The 14,005-nt window shown below is 71.7% G+C and carries 19 protein-coding genes and 1 tRNA gene; 2 read left to right on the top strand and 18 right to left on the bottom strand.

All coding sequences use genetic code 11. The features are described 5' to 3' along the window. Positions 1-103: 103 nt before the first annotated feature. Both ACZ4U1_RS20255 and ACZ4U1_RS20250 read right to left on the bottom strand, forming a co-directional pair. Positions 104-2,572, bottom strand: coding sequence for an MFS transporter (locus ACZ4U1_RS20255; protein WP_467905285.1), 2,469 nt, complete (start codon positions 2,570-2,572; stop codon positions 104-106). A gap of 85 nt (positions 2,573-2,657) precedes the next feature. Then, the gene (locus tag ACZ4U1_RS20250; protein ID WP_467904850.1) at positions 2,658-3,152 is read right to left on the bottom strand and encodes a MarR family winged helix-turn-helix transcriptional regulator; all 495 of its coding nucleotides are present in this window, start codon (positions 3,150-3,152) and stop codon (positions 2,658-2,660) included. A gap of 206 nt (positions 3,153-3,358) precedes the next feature. On the opposite strand from ACZ4U1_RS20250, the gene ACZ4U1_RS20245 reads away from it, so the two are divergent. Next, a complete protein-coding gene (locus ACZ4U1_RS20245; protein ID WP_356146594.1) occupies positions 3,359-3,553 on the top strand; it encodes a hypothetical protein in 195 nt (64 codons plus the stop codon). A 3-nt stretch (positions 3,554-3,556) separates the two neighbouring features. Here ACZ4U1_RS20245 and ACZ4U1_RS20240 read toward each other — a convergent pair whose 3' ends face one another. From ACZ4U1_RS20240 to ACZ4U1_RS20200, 9 genes are all read right to left on the bottom strand, one after another. Then, positions 3,557-4,255: a hypothetical protein gene (locus ACZ4U1_RS20240; protein ID WP_467904848.1), complete on the bottom strand. Its 699-nt coding sequence runs from the start codon at positions 4,253-4,255 to the stop codon at positions 3,557-3,559. Positions 4,256-4,314: 59 nt separating this feature from the next. Next, positions 4,315-5,256, bottom strand: a complete 942-nt coding sequence (locus ACZ4U1_RS20235) for an RNA polymerase sigma factor SigF (protein WP_467904847.1) — start codon at positions 5,254-5,256, stop codon at positions 4,315-4,317. 336 nt (positions 5,257-5,592) lie between these two features. After that, positions 5,593-6,429: an RNA polymerase sigma factor SigF gene (locus ACZ4U1_RS20230; RefSeq protein WP_467905284.1), complete on the bottom strand. Its 837-nt coding sequence runs from the start codon at positions 6,427-6,429 to the stop codon at positions 5,593-5,595. A gap of 185 nt (positions 6,430-6,614) precedes the next feature. Beyond that, a complete protein-coding gene (locus tag ACZ4U1_RS20225; protein ID WP_388320519.1) occupies positions 6,615-6,917 on the bottom strand; it encodes a Dabb family protein in 303 nt (100 codons plus the stop codon). A gap of 10 nt (positions 6,918-6,927) precedes the next feature. Then, complete coding sequence (locus ACZ4U1_RS20220; protein ID WP_031164587.1) at positions 6,928-7,107, bottom strand: hypothetical protein; 180 nt, start codon at positions 7,105-7,107, stop codon at positions 6,928-6,930. Positions 7,108-7,206: 99 nt separating this feature from the next. Beyond that, positions 7,207-7,291, bottom strand: a tRNA-Ser gene (locus tag ACZ4U1_RS20215). Positions 7,292-7,336: 45 nt separating this feature from the next. Then, on the bottom strand, positions 7,337-7,768 hold the full coding sequence (tadA, locus tag ACZ4U1_RS20210) for a tRNA adenosine(34) deaminase TadA (RefSeq protein WP_467905282.1): 432 nt from the start codon (positions 7,766-7,768) through the stop codon (positions 7,337-7,339). Between the two features lie 95 nt (positions 7,769-7,863). Continuing rightward, positions 7,864-8,397, bottom strand: coding sequence for a tRNA adenosine deaminase-associated protein (locus ACZ4U1_RS20205; protein ID WP_467905281.1), 534 nt, complete (start codon positions 8,395-8,397; stop codon positions 7,864-7,866). Positions 8,398-8,711: 314 nt separating this feature from the next. Then, a complete protein-coding gene (locus ACZ4U1_RS20200) occupies positions 8,712-8,957 on the bottom strand; it encodes a hypothetical protein (RefSeq protein ID WP_467904846.1) in 246 nt (81 codons plus the stop codon). 97 nt (positions 8,958-9,054) lie between these two features. Here ACZ4U1_RS20200 and upp point away from each other — a divergent pair, with 97 nt between their 5' ends. After that, positions 9,055-9,690 carry a uracil phosphoribosyltransferase gene (gene upp, locus ACZ4U1_RS20195; RefSeq protein ID WP_103817752.1) on the top strand — a complete coding sequence of 212 codons (636 nt, stop codon included), beginning with the start codon at positions 9,055-9,057 and terminating at the stop codon, positions 9,688-9,690. A 23-nt stretch (positions 9,691-9,713) separates the two neighbouring features. On the opposite strand, the gene ACZ4U1_RS20190 is transcribed toward upp, so the two are convergent. The 7 genes from ACZ4U1_RS20190 to ACZ4U1_RS20160 form a co-directional block, all read right to left on the bottom strand. After that, on the bottom strand, positions 9,714-10,352 hold the full coding sequence (locus tag ACZ4U1_RS20190) for a LytR C-terminal domain-containing protein (RefSeq protein ID WP_467904844.1): 639 nt from the start codon (positions 10,350-10,352) through the stop codon (positions 9,714-9,716). 98 nt (positions 10,353-10,450) lie between these two features. After that, positions 10,451-10,747 (bottom strand): type II toxin-antitoxin system VapB family antitoxin, encoded by a 297-nt coding sequence (locus tag ACZ4U1_RS20185; protein ID WP_004943146.1) that lies wholly within the window; start codon positions 10,745-10,747, stop codon positions 10,451-10,453. A gap of 330 nt (positions 10,748-11,077) precedes the next feature. Further along, entirely contained in the window at positions 11,078-11,203 is a 126-nt protein-coding gene (locus ACZ4U1_RS20180; protein WP_467904843.1) for a hypothetical protein, read from the bottom strand. Between the two features lie 53 nt (positions 11,204-11,256). Beyond that, the gene (locus tag ACZ4U1_RS20175) at positions 11,257-11,577 is read right to left on the bottom strand and encodes a hypothetical protein (RefSeq protein ID WP_467904842.1); all 321 of its coding nucleotides are present in this window, start codon (positions 11,575-11,577) and stop codon (positions 11,257-11,259) included. A gap of 94 nt (positions 11,578-11,671) precedes the next feature. Then, a complete protein-coding gene (locus ACZ4U1_RS20170; RefSeq protein WP_467904841.1) occupies positions 11,672-12,364 on the bottom strand; it encodes an HdeD family acid-resistance protein in 693 nt (230 codons plus the stop codon). Positions 12,365-12,442: 78 nt separating this feature from the next. Beyond that, on the bottom strand, positions 12,443-13,096 hold the full coding sequence (locus ACZ4U1_RS20165) for an HhH-GPD-type base excision DNA repair protein (protein WP_467904839.1): 654 nt from the start codon (positions 13,094-13,096) through the stop codon (positions 12,443-12,445). A 164-nt stretch (positions 13,097-13,260) separates the two neighbouring features. Continuing rightward, complete coding sequence (locus ACZ4U1_RS20160; protein WP_467904837.1) at positions 13,261-13,983, bottom strand: siderophore-interacting protein; 723 nt, start codon at positions 13,981-13,983, stop codon at positions 13,261-13,263. Positions 13,984-14,005 lie beyond the last annotated feature (22 nt).

Below are 14,005 nucleotides of genomic sequence, written 5' to 3'. Positions count from 1 at the left end.
TCTCTCCCCCTCCAAAATCCACACACGCGGTCTCCCCCCCCCCCCCCCCCCCCCCCCCCCCCCCCCCCCCCCCCCCCCCCCCCCCCCCGGCCCGGGGTGTGAACTACTCGCCGGGGTGGGCGAGTTCGATGTCGTGGCCGTCGACGCCGGGGCCGGACACGGTCAGCGCGGTGGCCACCGGCGGGTAGCCGGTCGCGATGACGGTGTACTCGCCGCCGTCCAGGTCGGTGAAGGCGTACGCCCCGTCCGCACCGGTGGTGGCGGTGCCGACCACGTTGCCCGCCTGGTCGACGAGGGTCACCCGGGCGTCGGCCAGCGGACCGTGCGGGGCCCGGACGACACCCTGGAGCCGGGCGCCGGCGTCCAGGTCGACCTCGACGCGGGTGACGCCGGTGGCGCCGACCTCGACCGGCAGGGCGCGCGGCCGGAAGCCGCTCGCGTTGACCGCGACGGTCACCGTGCCGGGCACCAGGTCGGTGAGGGCGAAGTCGCCCTGTTCCCCGGTGGCGGCGGTGGCCAGCAGGTCACCGCGCACATCGGTGACGATCACCATCGCGTCCTTGACCGGCAGCGCGCTCCCGGCGGCCCGGACCACACCGGTCAGCCCGCTGGTGCCGCTGAGCAGGATGTCGTACGACAGCGGTTCCTCGCCCACCACGATGGTGGAGGCCTGCGGCTGGTAGCCGTCGGCGGAGGCGATCAGGACGTACGACCCGGTGCCGGGGGCGTCGAGGATGTAGGAGCCGTCGGCCTGGGCGACCGAGCGGCCCAGCTGCCGGCCGGACAGCGAGATCAGCGTGACCGCGGCCTGCGGGACCGGGGCGCTCTCGGCGCCGCGGACGTAGCCGTGCACCGGGGTGCCGCCGGTGGAGCCGGGCTCGGCGATCGTGGCGACGGCGCTCAGCTGCGTGGCCGCGGTGGCCGCGGTGGCCGCGGTGCCGTTCTCGCCGAGGACGGGGGTGGCCCAGCTGGGCACCTTCTCCTGGGCCGGAACCCCGGTGGTCGCCTCGACGGCGGCCGGGGCCTCGGACTCGGCCGGGGTGTCGCCCTCGGTGGCCTGGGCGAGCGCGCCCTTGGTCTTCAGCGGGACCTCCTTGATGAACAGCGTGATCAGGAAGGCGACGGCGGCGAGGCAGCCGGCGATGAGGAAGACGTCGGCGATGCCGTGGCCGTAGGCGCTCTCCATCAGCGTCCGGATGGGCGCCGGGAGCTTGTCCATGTCCGGGATGCTGTCGGTCGAGCCCGAGCTGTGGGCCAGGGCGGCCTGGTACTTGGGGCTCAGCGCGGAGACGCCGTCCTCGACGTAGTGGGTGATCCGGCGGGACATCACGGCACCCAGCGCGGAGACGCCGACCGCACCGCCGAGGGAGCGGAAGAAGGTGACCGTGGAGCTGGCCGAGCCGAGGTCCGAGGGCGCCACCTGGTTCTGCGTGGCGAGCACCAGGTTCTGCATCATCATGCCGATGCCGAGACCCAGCAGCGCCATGAAGAGCGCCATCTTCCAGTACTCGGTGTCGTACCGGATGCCGCCCAGCAGGGCCAGGCCGGCCGTCACCAGGACGCCACCGCTGACCAGCCACGCCTTCCAGCGGCCGGTGCGGGTGATCAGCTGACCGGAGACGGTCGAGGAGACGAACAGACCGCCGATCATCGGGATGGTCATGACGCCGGACATGGTCGGGGACTTGTCGCGGGCCAGCTGGAAGTACTGGCTGAAGAACACGGTGCCGGAGAACATCGCGACACCGACGAACAGCGAGGCCAGCGAGGCCAGCGTGATGGTGCGGTTCCGGAACAGGCGCAGCGGGATGATCGGCTCGCTCGCCTTGGACTCGACGAGCACGAAGAGCGCGCCGAGGACGATCGAACCGCCGACCATCGCGTAGGTCTGCCAGGACAGCCAGTCGTACTTGTCACCGGCGAAGGTGACCCAGATCAGCAGCAGGGAGACGGCGGCGGAGATGAAGAACGCGCCGCCCCAGTCGACCTTGACCTCCCGCTTGACCACGGGCAGGTGCAGGGTCTTCTGCAGCACGATCAGGGCGATGACGGCGAAGGGGACACCGACGTAGAAGCACCAGCGCCAGCCCAGCCAGGAGGTGTCGGTGATGACACCGCCGAGCAGCGGGCCGCCGACGGTGGCGACGGCGAAGGTGGCACCCAGATAGCCGGAGTACCGGCCGCGCTCACGCGGGGAGATCATCGCGGCCATGACGATCTGCGCCAGGGCGGACAGACCGCCGACGCCGATGCCCTGGAACACCCGGAAGGTGATGAGCATGGCGGGGTTCTGCGACAGGCCGGCCGCCATCGAGGCGACCACGTAGATGACCAGGGCTATCTGGACGAGCGCCTTCTTGCTGTACAGGTCGGCGAGCTTGCCCCACAGGGGAGTGGCCGCGGTCATCGACAGCAGGGCCGCGGTGACCACCCAGGTGTAGGCGGACTGACCGCCGCCGAGGTCCCCGATGATCTCCGGCAGGGCGTTGGAGACGATCGTGGACGACAGGATCGCCACGAACATGCCGAGCAGCAGCCCGGACAGGGCCTCCATGATCTGCCGGTGCGTCATCGGGGCATCGCCGTGGGAGCCTCCCCCGTGCTTGGCGTGAGCCCGCACACCGGCTGGTGTGGTCGTTGCCATGGGCTTCCTTTTCTTACGTGCTTGCGGGTGTACGGGTGGTCTCTTCACTTACGGGTTCGGGGAGCCGGAGCGGGGCCGAGCGGCAGTCGCCGAAGGACGCGCGCAGGCGTGTCATCAGCCGGATCAGCTCGCCGACGTCCTCGTCGGTCCAGTCCGCGAGCCGCTCGGCGAGCAGATGCGTGGTCCGCCGGGACAGCTCGTCGAGCTGGTCCAGGCCCGTGGGCGTCAGGCGCAGGATGCGCGAGCGCTTGTCCGCGGGGTCCGGGTGCCGCTCGATCCAGCCGCGTGCGGCGACGTGCGCGACATGCCGGCTGGTGACCGACATGTCCACGGCGAGCAGCTCCGCGAGCTTGCTCATGCGCATGTCGCCGTGGCGGCCGAGCAGGGTCAGCACGGCGGCGGAGCCGGCCGGGCAGTCGGGCGGCAGGATCCGCCCCATGTCCCGTTTCACGGCTCCGACGGCACTGAGCTGACGCGCCAGCTCTTCGAACTGCGTCCGCTCGGCCATCACACCTCCCGTATTCGTTGCTTGGGGCAACCATAGGACTGTTTGGTTGCTGAAGGCAAACAAACAGGGTGGTGAGCGGCGCAAAAACTTGGCAAAGGCAAGTATTGCGATCGTAAACATGCAGGTGGGTGCGGGTGTCGTGCCCCCGTCTGTCCCGGTGGCCCCGCACTTGGGTCGGTCACCGGGATTCGCTAGGGTCTCGGGGCATGGCTAACACCCAGGGCCCCCAGGGCAATTACGACCCCGCAGGCAGCACCCAGATGTTCCGCGCGTTCGTCGACGAGGCCCCCCAGGGCCGGCAGCAGCAGGCGGCCTCGTCCGGCCCCCGGGTCGGTCTGATCATCGGCGTCATCGTCGCGCTTGCGGTGATCGCGGGCGTCGCCTGGCTGGCGGTGAAGTAGGGCTCAGTCCCACTCGACGGAGACGTCCCGCGTCTCGATGTGCATGCCGAGCGGCACCCGCCAGGCATCGACGCACACCGTCCACGCGGGGCTCCTGTGCGCACCCGGCGCGAGGGGCACCGGCAGCTCCACGGTCGACTCGACCGTCCCCCAGTCGACGCCGAGCGCGCCGATGATGTGCGTGCCGAACGTCACCGACCCCGAACGCACCGCCGTCCCGCCCGAGTTGTGGAAGCCCACGGTCACCTTCTGACACCAGCGCCTGTCGGTGGCCTCGGTCGCCGGGTCGCCCCAGGAGAGGTCGGCGGGCGCCGGCGCAGGCGCCGTACGGCTCGGAGCGGGGCTCGGCGAGGCGGCGGGCGGTGTCGTACGGCCGTCCGGACCGCCGCCGGGTCGTGGCGTGCCGGAGGTGACCTCGACGGCCGGTGTCGATGCCGGTCTCGGCGTCGATGCCTGTGTCGGTGTCGGCGGGGCTGAGCGGGGGGTGCCGGAGCGGGCCGGTGCCGCGGAGTCGGTCCCGCGCGGCTGCCGGTCGAGCGGCACCAGGGTCACCGACCCGGTCGGCGCCACGGCCGTCGGGCCGCCCTGCCCCGCGCCGACCGCCGTGTAACCGCCGCCCGGACCGCCGCCGCACGCGACCAGCACCCCGCCCAGACAGACGACGGCCGCCGGCACTGCCGTGAGCATCCCGGTACGCAGCATCCGGTCATGGTGGCTGACGTACCGTCAGATGGGAAGCCTCGTGCCCCGAAGGGGCGCGCTCAGTCGGAGATCAGCCCGTCCCGCAACTGCGCCAGTGTCCGGGTCAGCAGCCGGGAGACGTGCATCTGGGAGATGCCGACCTCCTCGCCGATCTGGGACTGGGTCATGTTGGCGAAGAAGCGGAGCATGATGATCCGCCGCTCCCGGGGCGGGAGTTTGGCGAGCAGGGGCTTGAGGGACTCGCGGTACTCCACGCCCTCCAGGGCCGAGTCCTCGTAGCCGAGCCGGTCGGCGAGCGAGCCCTCGCCGCCGTCGTCCTCGGGGGCCGGCGAGTCGAGGGAGGAGGCGGTGTAGGCGTTGCCGACCGCGAGGCCGTCGACCACGTCCTCCTCGGAGACGCCGAGCACGGCGGCCAGCTCCGTCACCGTGGGGGAGCGGTCCAGCTTCTGCGACAGCTCGTCGCTGGCCTTGGTGAGGGCCAGGCGCAGTTCCTGGAGCCGGCGCGGGACCCGCACCGACCACGAGGTGTCGCGGAAGAACCGCTTGATCTCGCCCACGACCGTCGGCATCGCGAAGGTCGGGAACTCCACGCCCCGTTCGCAGTCGAACCGGTCGATCGCCTTGATCAGGCCGATGGTGCCGACCTGGACGATGTCCTCCATCGGCTCGTTGCGCGAGCGGAACCGCGCCGCCGCGTAGCGGACCAGCGGGAGGTTCAGCTCGATCAGGGTGTCCCGGACGTAGGCCCGCTCGGGGCTGTCCTGGTCCAGCGCGGCCAGGCGCAGGAACAGCGAGCGGGACAGGGTGCGGGTGTCGATGTTCGCCGTGGCCTGCGCGGCCGGGACAGCTTCGGCGGCCGCGTCGACGGCCGGGGACGGCACGGCTTCGAGGGCCGTGACACCCTCGAAGCCGTCGAGGACGTCGAGAGCGTCGAGCTCCTTGGGCGCTGCCTCGCTCTTCGTGGGCGTCAGCACCTTCGAGCTGCCCTGGTCTGCGGACATGCCACCCCCTTTGGGTCGCGGGACGGTCGCGGCGGCGCCGTCTCTTTCGAGCAACGCAGCCTTCACCTGAATACCGGAGCCGGAGCCACGGCAAACGCGCTTCCCGCAGAATGTCACATGTCGGCAACGCTCTGTACCGACATGTCGACATGTGAGATCCGAATCGCCCCTGGAAACAAGGGGGCTGACGGTATTTCGGGGCCCAACTGTCGGCAACTGCCCTGGTGAGCGATTCGCTCGCGCAGGTTACCGCTCGATCGGGCTTGCGATGCAGTGGCGTTCGGGCCGTGCTTCCGTGCGCCCGCTATGCATCAGGAGGCAGAGGGTCTGCTGCCGCTACGCGTCGATCCGATTTGCCGAACGCAGCCGTTGGAAGCTACGGGCGAGCAGGCGTGAGACGTGCATCTGGGAGACGCCGAGTTCCGCGCTGATCTGTGACTGGGTGAGATTGCTGTAGTAGCGCAGAAGGAGGATTCGCTGTTCTCTCTCCGGGAGTTGGACGAGGAGATGGCGGACCAGGTCGCGGTGTTCCACGCCGTCCAGGGCCGGGTCCTCGTAACCGATCCGGTCCAGCAGGCCGGGCAGCCCGTCGCCCTCCTGGGCGGCCTCCAGCGAGGTGGCGTGGTACGACCGTCCCGCCTCGATGCAGCTGAGCACCTCGTCCTCGCTGATCCGGAGCCGGTCGGCGATCTCGGCGGTGGTCGGCGAGCGGCCGTAGAGCGTGGTCAGGTCCTCGGTCGCGCTGTTGACCTGCACCCACAGCTCGTGCAGCCGGCGCGGGACGTGGACCGTGCGGACGTTGTCCCGGAAGTACCGCTTGATCTCGCCGACCACGGTGGGCATCGCGAAGGTCGGGAACTGCACCCCCCGGTCCGGGTCGAATCGGTCGATGGCGTTGATGAGGCCGATGGTGCCGACCTGGACGACGTCCTCCATCGGCTCGTTGCGGGAGCGGAAGCGGGCGGCGGCGTAGCGCACGAGCGGGAGGTTCGCCTCGATCAGCGCCCCCCGCACCCGGTTGTGCTCCGGCGTGCCGGGGGTGAGCTCCTTCAGCTCGGCGAACAGCACCTGGGTCAGGGCCCGGGTGTCGGCACCGCGGCGCTTCTCGGGGGCCGGTGGGGTCGGAGTGGGCGCCTCTTCCTGGGGCGGCGCAGTACTGGCCGACACGGTCAACGCCACCTCTTCATCGGTCAATCATCCGTCAAAAGCGGTCATAGCATCACAAGACATGTGCACTGTGTGCAAGCACCCGATAACCCCGTGTTGTGGTTCAAACGGTGATGAATTGGGGTAAGCAGTGCCGTAAAAAGCCCCCCGCCGGTTACGGCGGGGGGCTGCTGCGAGTGCGGGGCCAGGGGCTACTGGCCGTCGATCTCGTAGTCGGCGATCACCCAGGTGGAGAACTCGCGCCAGAGCGCGACGCCCGCCTGGTGGGCCGGGTGCTCCAGGTAGCGCTTGAGGGCGTCGGCATCCTCGACGGCCGAGTTGATCGCGAAGTCGTAGGCGATCGGCCGGTCGCTGATGTTCCAGGCGCACTCCCAGAAACGCAGCTCCTCGATCTGCCCGCCGAGGGCCCGGAAGGCCTCCACGCCCGCCACGACCCGGGGGTCGTCGCGCTCGACGCCCTCGTTGAGCTTGAAGAGGACCAGGTGGCGGATCATGGGGTGTACCTCAGCTCTTTCCTCCGTTGGCGACCCAGGTCATGAAGTCGCCGATGGCCTTGGCCGCGTCCGATATGCCCTCGAAGCCTATCTGGACGTAGTCGGCCGCCTTGGCCGGGTCCGTGATGATCACGTACAGCGCGAAGACCACGAGCACGTACACGGCGATCTTCTTGGCGTTCACCGCCATCGCGGCCTCCCCCTGACGCTGACTGTCCTGTCGCTGACTGTCCCGGGCTGTAGATGATCGCACGAAGGGCCCCGTCCGATGGACGGGGCCCTTCTACAGCGGTAGCGGAGGGATTTGAACCCTCGGTGACTTGCGCCACACTCGCTTTCGAGGCGAGCTCCTTCGGCCGCTCGGACACGCTACCGAGGGAGACCTTACAGCACAGGGGCCCGAGGTTTGAAATCGGTATTCAGCGGTCCCGGAAGAACTCCGTGAGGAGGCGGGCGCAGTCCGCCGCGAGCACGCCCTCGATGACCTCCGGGCGGTGGTTGAGCCGCCGGTCGCGCACCACGTCCCACAGGGAGCCGGCCGCGCCCGCCTTCTCGTCCCGAGCGCCGTAGACCACCCGGTCCACCCGGGACTGGACGAGCGCGCCCGCGCACATCGTGCAGGGCTCCAGGGTGACGACGAGCGTGCAGCCGGTCAGCCGCCACTCCCCGAGCCGGGCCGCCGCCCGCCGGATCGCGAGGACCTCCGCGTGGGCCGTGGGATCGCCGGTGGCCTCGCGCTCGTTGTGCCCGGCACCGAGCACCGTCGTACCGTCCGGGGACAGCACGACGGCGCCGACGGGGACGTCCCCGCCCCGGACGGCCAGCTCGGCCTCCGTGAGGGCGAGCCGCATCGCGGCCCGCCAGGGGTCCCTCACCGGGTCCGGCGCGCCCTGCTGCGGGAGCTGCTCCGGGAGCTGTTCCGGGAGCAGCGGGTCCTGTGGCGTGGTCAGCGGACGGTCTCCAGCACCTCCGAGGCACCCAGGGCCTCGGCGATCGTGTTCAGCGCGTCATCGGCGTCCAGGGCGCGCAGCTCCTTCTCGCTGATGCCCAGGTCGTCGAGGATCTCGCTGTCGCCCACCGGGCTGTGCGGCACCGCGTCGGTGTCGGCGCCCTCCTCCTCCTCGTCGTCCTCGGAGTCCCCGTCCTCGGTGCCGTCGAGGTCCAGGGCGTCCAGGTCCGGGCCGTCGTCCGCGCCGGGCTCCCGTCCGAGCAGCTCGTCGGTGAGCAGCAGCTCCCCGTAGGAGCTGCGCTGGGCGGCGGCGGCGTCCGAGACGTAGATGCGAGGGTCGTCCTCGCCGTCCACGCGGACGACGCCGAACCAGGCGTCCTCCTGCTCGATCAGGACGAGCACCGTGTCCTCGTCGGGAGAGGCTTCCCGGGCCAGGTCGGCCAGATCCGACAGGGTCTCCACATCGTCGAGCTCTGTGTCGCTCGCTTCCCACCCGTCTTCGGTGCGCGCGAGCAGTGCGGCGAAGTACACCGTGACTCTCCCACTGGTCATAGGCGTGCCGGTTGGGGGTCCCCCCGGCGGAGGTACTTGGGCGGAGAGAGCTGGGCTCCGAGCCCCACCCACTCGGAATCGTGACAGAAACAAGGCGTCCAGGGGACGTCTTCGGCTCCCTGTGTCTGGCTGTTTCGATCGTGGATCCGTGATCGGCTCACCAGCGCGCTCATTGCCGCCACCTGCGGATCGTACGCGGCTTTTCCGCACGCTCACGCACGCCCCACCTCACCAACACCGGTGCGGCCGGGGAACTTCCGCGGCGCGGCGGCGGCCCGCTGGGCCAACCGGAGCTACCAGCGGAACGTCCGCATACGCATCGCGTGGCGCAGCCGGGCGGCCTTGGCACGCCGGGGCTGGACCCGGGCGCGCAGCTCCCGGGCCTCGGCGAGATCGCGTAGGAACTGGGCGCGGCGCCGCCGGCGTTCCGTCTCGGTCTCGGGCTTGTCGGGATCGGACCGCGCGGACCGCGCGGCGGGGCCGGCCGTGTCGCCGGTGGTCCCGGAGGCGTCCGCGGGCGGGTCAGGCAGGTCGGACACGTCACACCACCCCACTCACGTCCCCTCCCACTTTCCCCCGGATGGCCGGTTTGACGCCAGCGCGAGGGTGAGGTCCGGCGCAGGTACCGTTAGGGGCATGCGTCTCCATGTCGTCGACCACCCCCTGGTCGCTCACAAGCTCACCACGCTGCGCGACCAGCGCACCGACTCCGCGACCTTCCGGCGGCTCGCCGACGAACTGGTCACCCTGCTCGCCTACGAGGCGACGCGGGACGTGCGCACCGAGGCCGTCGACATCCAGACGCCGGTCGCGCGGACCACGGGCGTCAAGCTGGCCCGTCCGCGGCCGCTGGTGGTGCCGATCCTGCGGGCCGGTCTCGGCATGCTGGACGGCATGGTCCGGCTGCTGCCGACCGCCGAGGTGGGTTTCCTTGGCATGATCCGCAACGAGGAGACGCTGCAGGCGTCCACGTACGCCTCGCGCATGCCGGAGGACCTCTCCGGCCGTCAGGTGTACGTCCTCGACCCGATGCTGGCCACGGGCGGGACGCTGGTCGCGGCGATCCAGGAGCTGATCAAGCGCGGTGCGGACGACGTGACGGCCGTGGTGCTGCTGGCCGCGCCCGAGGGGGTCGAGGTCATGGAGCGGGAGCTGGCGGGGACGCCGGTCACCGTGGTCACGGCCGCGGTGGACGACCACCTCAACGAGCTGGGGTACATCGTGCCGGGGCTGGGCGATGCGGGGGACCGGCTCTACGGCGCCGCCGAGTAGTTCCCCGCGCCCCCGGGCTCTCCTCAGCAGCTCTTCTTCGTCGTGGCCGTCGGCTGCGGTTCGGTCAGGGTCGTCAGTGCCTGTTCCGCGGCCGCCGGCTTCGTCAGGCCCTTGAAGGCGTCGCCGATGATGAGGTCCAGGTCGGTGCCCTTGCGGGTGTCGGCGCGCTGGTCCGCGCCGGTGAGCTGGGTGGCGAGGACGCGGAGTGTCGTGTCCTGGGCCGCGGGGGAGCCGAGGAGTATCCCGGTGCCCTTGACCTTCTTGTCGTACTGCTTCGACGCGTTGCCCACGGCGCCGATCCTGAAGCCGCGCTTCTTCAGTTCGTCCGCGGTGCTCTTGGCGAGCCCGGTGCGCTTGGTGGCGTTGTAGACGTTGACGGTGATCCGGCCGGGCTCGGGGAGCGGCTCGGCCTGGGTCGCGGCGGCCGCCGCGGCCTTGGTGCGGCAGCGGGCCGCCGGGCCGGTCGCCGTGGAGTCGCCGGCGCCGCCGGTGAAGACGTCGATGAGCTGCAGGGTGCCCCAGCCGATCAGACCGAGCACGGCGACGGATGCCACCACGGCGGCCATGAGCCTGCCGTGTCGCCGGGGCGGACGCATCCGAGGGTATTTGCTCCCCGTGATCCGGTACTGGCCGCCCATGCCGGGGGGAGTCAGCATGCTCATGGGCGCAGCGTAGTGCGCCCGAGCGGCGATGCCTATCAGATGATCAGTCGATGCCGCTCAGCGGAACCCGAAAGGGCCAACGGCCGTGCCGCGCCGGGTCAGTCGAGTTCGAGCACGCGCGCGTGCAGCACCTGGCGCTGCTGGAGGGCGGCGCGGACCGCGCGGTGCAGGCCGTCCTCCAGGTACAGGTCGCCCTGCCACTTCACGACGTGCGCGAAGAGGTCGCCGTAGAACGTCGAGTCCTCCGCCAGCAGGGTCTCCAGATCGAGCTGCTGCTTGGTGGTCACGAGCTGATCGAGGCGGACCGGGCGCGGCGCGACGTCCGCCCACTGCCGGGTGCTCTCCCGGCCGTGGTCGGGGTACGGCCGGCCGTTTCCGATGCGCTTGAAGATCACACGGAAAGCCTACCGGTCAAGACGTTCCGGGCGCAGCCATGGCGGGGCAGTGCGACGCCGGAAAAGATGGAGCAATTCCGGCATACGGGCTACTACGGGAACGAGAAGAGGCGACCTGTCCGGCATCGCGGGGCCGGGACAGGAGAACGACCGGGTGCGGAAGCGGTCCGGCGAGGTGTCAGGCGGTCCGCGCCTTCGCGCTCCGCGACCGTTGTGCACAGGCTGTGGACCGAGAGCCGGCGCACGCGCGGTCGGGTGCCGCCCGCCCGCGGGCTCGGCACCGCCCGGCGGAGGCGGCAGCCGCCTCCGCCGGTGCCGGCCGGCTGCCGGTCAGCGGTCCCGTCGCTCGGGTGATCGCTGGGTTTCCGGTGTCCGCTGCTCCGGCCTGGGGGACGTACCGCGCCGGGCCTCCGCGCGCAGCAGGGCGCGCAGGACGGCGTAGGGATCCTTGGGCATGGCTGTGGTGCTCCTTGCGTCGAGCCGACTGACCTCGCGGGGACGCGGGTCCGTCAGCAGCGCAGGACCACCGTGCGCAGCAGGGGCGTGGTGTACGGCGTCCGCGGCGCGGCGGGGCACGGGCGGGCCGCCGGGCGGGCGGGCGCCGGACCGTGCAGGGGCGCGGGGCGCTCGGGTACGTCGGCCCGGTGCAGGGCCCGGGCGGGCGGCCGTAGCGCCGTGTCGAGGAGGTCCTGCTCGGCGGTCTCGGCGGCCACGACGAGGTCCGGGGCGGCCTGGGCCGGTACGTGGGCGCCGGGCACCCACAGGGCGAGGAGCAGCACGAGCACGCGGAGCCAGGTACGGCTCCGGGGCGTGCTCCTGATCCTGCTCACGGCTGCTGTTTCCCCCGGGCGGACGGGCGGGGCAGCACGCCGGGCGCGAGATCCGCCCGCTCGGCGTACCCGCGGGGCGTGGGTTTGACGGCGGTCACAGGGCCTGCGGCACATGGCGGGCCCGGCCGCGGATGCCGAACGCGGTGACGATCTCCACGAGGCCCACCACGACCAGCCAGATGCCCCCGACGAGGGTCAGCACCGCGACCGACTCGAACGGCGAGTCGATGAGGACGATCCCGGCGACGAAGGCCAGGATCCCGAGGAGGATCTGCCAGCCCCGGGCGGGCATCCGGGAGTCGTGCAGGGCGGCCAGCGTCTGCGTGATCCCGCGGATCAGCCAGCCGATGCCGATCCACAGGGCGAGCAGCAGGATCGACTGCATGGGCCCGCGGAAGCAGAACAGGCCGAGCAGGATCGACAGCGCGCCGCTGATGAACGCCAGCACCCGCAGCGAGGTCGCCCGGTGCGTGCCGAACGCGGAGACCAGCTGGAGGATCCCGGAGTACACCAGGTAGAGACCGAACAGCACCCCGGCGGCGAACAGGGAGGCGCCCGGCCACACCAGCACCAGGACGCCGAGCACCAGCGAGCCGATCCCGGTGACCAGTACGACCTGCCAGGCGGCCCGGGACAGGGCGTGCAGGGGGCCCTCGAACGGCGGCTCCGGCTCGTGCCGGCCGTGGGGCTCCGCCGTGGGATGGCCGCGGGGTGTCTCCGCCGCGTGGACCCGCCGGTCGTCGTACGCACGGTCCCGCTCCGGACCGCTGCTCGGTATGTCGGTCATGCCCCATGCTTGGACCGGCCGGGAGGCGTGGGCCAGCGGGGTGGGCCGGACGGGTGGTGGGGCAGCGCCCCGGCGTCCCTACTTCTTCGCGGACTTCGCGGACTTCGCGGACTTCGCGGTCTTCGCGGTCTTCGCGGAGGCGGACGTGGCGGACTTGGCCGCTTTGGCCGCCGCCTTCAGCTCCTGCTTGTGGGCGCGCACCTTGGCCAGGGACTCGGGGCCGGTGATGTCGGCGACCGAGCGGAAGGACTTGGGCTCGCCGTAGGCGCCGGCGGCCTCCCGCCAGCCCGTGGGGGCGACCCCGAGCTGCTTGCCGAGCAGGGCCAGGAAGATCTGCGCCTTCTGCTTGCCGAACCCCGGCAGCTCCTCCAGCCGCCGCAGCAGCTCGGACCCGCTGCCGACGCCCCGCCAGACCGCCTCCGCGTCACCGTCGTAGTGCTCGACGAGGTACTGGCACAGCTGCTGGATCCGCTTCGCCATCGAGCCGGGGTAGCGGTGCACCGCGGGCTTCTCGGAGAGCAGCGCGGCGAAAGCCTCCGGGTCCATCGCCGCGATGTCGTGCGCGTCCAGGTCTGCGGTGCCGAGCCGGTCGGCGATGGTCCGGGGCCCCTTGAACGCCCACTCCATCGGGATCTGCTGGTCCAGCAGCATCCCGGTCAGCGCGGCGAGCGGGGAGCGCCCGAGCAGTGCGTCGGCCGCGGGGTCCTGGGCGAGGTGCAGGGTGACGTCCATGCGTCGATGATCCCGCGCGTGAGGCGGCTCCGCCCGCCCAGTCACCGGGGGCGGGCTGCTCGTTGCGCGCGCAGTGGTGCGCTTCGCCCGGTCCGGCTCGGGGCGCGCGGCTGCCGCTGGGCCTTTGTTCGGTCCTGCCTGCCTGTGGGCCCGGGGTGCCTCGTTCAGTCCGCGCGCCAGTACCCCAGCGCGTGCACCCGCTGCTTCGGCACGCCCAGGTCCTTGCGGACGTAGGAGGCGAGGGCGCGGGTGGTCGCCGTGTCGCAGGCGATCCAGACGTACGGGTCCGGGGTGCCGGCGAGTACGGCGGGCAGCTCGGTGCGGACGCGTTCCAGCAGGTGGGCGCCCGCGTCCCGGCGCGGCACCGCCCGGATCTCGTGCCGGTCGGGCTCGGCGCGGCTGGGCAGCCCCGTCGGCTCGCCCTCGAACCAGACGGTCGCCGGAGCCGAACCCAGCGCGCCGAGCAGGGAGTTCATCGCGGGCAGCGAGGCCGGGTCGCCGATCGCGACGAGGTGGGAGGGCGCGGGGTCGGGGTGCTGGAAGCCGGTGCCCTGGACGGTGGCCTCGATGGTGTCGCCGGGCCGCGCGGCCCGCGCCCAGTCGGAGGCCACGCCCTCGTGCAGGGCGAACTCCAGCCCGAAGGTGCCGGCGGCCGGGTCGGGGTCGACCAGGGTGTAGGCGCGCTGGTGCGGGCGGCCGTCGGCGGAGAACCACAGCCGTACCCACATGGTGGGGTGGACGCCGGTCGCCGCGAGCAGTCCGCCGTCGCCGACCCGGAGCCGCCGGTAGTGCGGGGTCACGTCCTCCGCGTCGAGCACCGTCAGTACGAAGTCCTTGGCGCGCAGCAGTCTGAGGACCGCTCCTTCCCAACCCCGCCCCTGCCCCATGACCCCTCCACCGCTCGCGTAC

It is taken from the genome of Streptomyces sp. NPDC028928 (assembly GCF_055564915.1).
Note: the sequence above shows the minus strand (reverse complement) of the source record. Positions and strands in the feature narration are given on the sequence as shown.

What these genes read in the sequence shown, in the direction of transcription:
- ACZ4U1_RS20255 (WP_467905285.1), bottom strand. Translation starts at nt 2,572, where the DNA reads ATGACGCACCGGCAGATCATGGAGGCCCTGTCCGGGCTGCTGCTCGGC.
- ACZ4U1_RS20250 (WP_467904850.1), bottom strand. Translation starts at nt 3,152, where the DNA reads ATGGCCGAGCGGACGCAGTTCGAAGAGCTGGCGCGTCAGCTCAGTGCC.
- ACZ4U1_RS20245 (WP_356146594.1), top strand. Translation starts at nt 3,359, where the DNA reads ATGGCTAACACCCAGGGCCCCCAGGGCAATTACGACCCCGCAGGCAGC.
- ACZ4U1_RS20240 (WP_467904848.1), bottom strand. Translation starts at nt 4,255, where the DNA reads ATGCTGCGTACCGGGATGCTCACGGCAGTGCCGGCGGCCGTCGTCTGT.
- ACZ4U1_RS20235 (WP_467904847.1), bottom strand. Translation starts at nt 5,256, where the DNA reads ATGTCCGCAGACCAGGGCAGCTCGAAGGTGCTGACGCCCACGAAGAGC.
- ACZ4U1_RS20225 (WP_388320519.1), bottom strand. Translation starts at nt 6,917, where the DNA reads ATGATCCGCCACCTGGTCCTCTTCAAGCTCAACGAGGGCGTCGAGCGC.
- ACZ4U1_RS20220 (WP_031164587.1), bottom strand. Translation starts at nt 7,107, where the DNA reads ATGGCGGTGAACGCCAAGAAGATCGCCGTGTACGTGCTCGTGGTCTTC.
- tadA (WP_467905282.1), bottom strand. Translation starts at nt 7,768, where the DNA reads ATGCGGCTCGCCCTCACGGAGGCCGAGCTGGCCGTCCGGGGCGGGGAC.
- upp (WP_103817752.1), top strand. Translation starts at nt 9,055, where the DNA reads ATGCGTCTCCATGTCGTCGACCACCCCCTGGTCGCTCACAAGCTCACC.
- ACZ4U1_RS20190 (WP_467904844.1), bottom strand. Translation starts at nt 10,352, where the DNA reads ATGAGCATGCTGACTCCCCCCGGCATGGGCGGCCAGTACCGGATCACG.
- ACZ4U1_RS20180 (WP_467904843.1), bottom strand. Translation starts at nt 11,203, where the DNA reads ATGCCCAAGGATCCCTACGCCGTCCTGCGCGCCCTGCTGCGCGCGGAG.
- ACZ4U1_RS20170 (WP_467904841.1), bottom strand. Translation starts at nt 12,364, where the DNA reads ATGACCGACATACCGAGCAGCGGTCCGGAGCGGGACCGTGCGTACGAC.
- ACZ4U1_RS20165 (WP_467904839.1), bottom strand. Translation starts at nt 13,096, where the DNA reads ATGGACGTCACCCTGCACCTCGCCCAGGACCCCGCGGCCGACGCACTG.
- ACZ4U1_RS20160 (WP_467904837.1), bottom strand. Translation starts at nt 13,983, where the DNA reads ATGGGGCAGGGGCGGGGTTGGGAAGGAGCGGTCCTCAGACTGCTGCGC.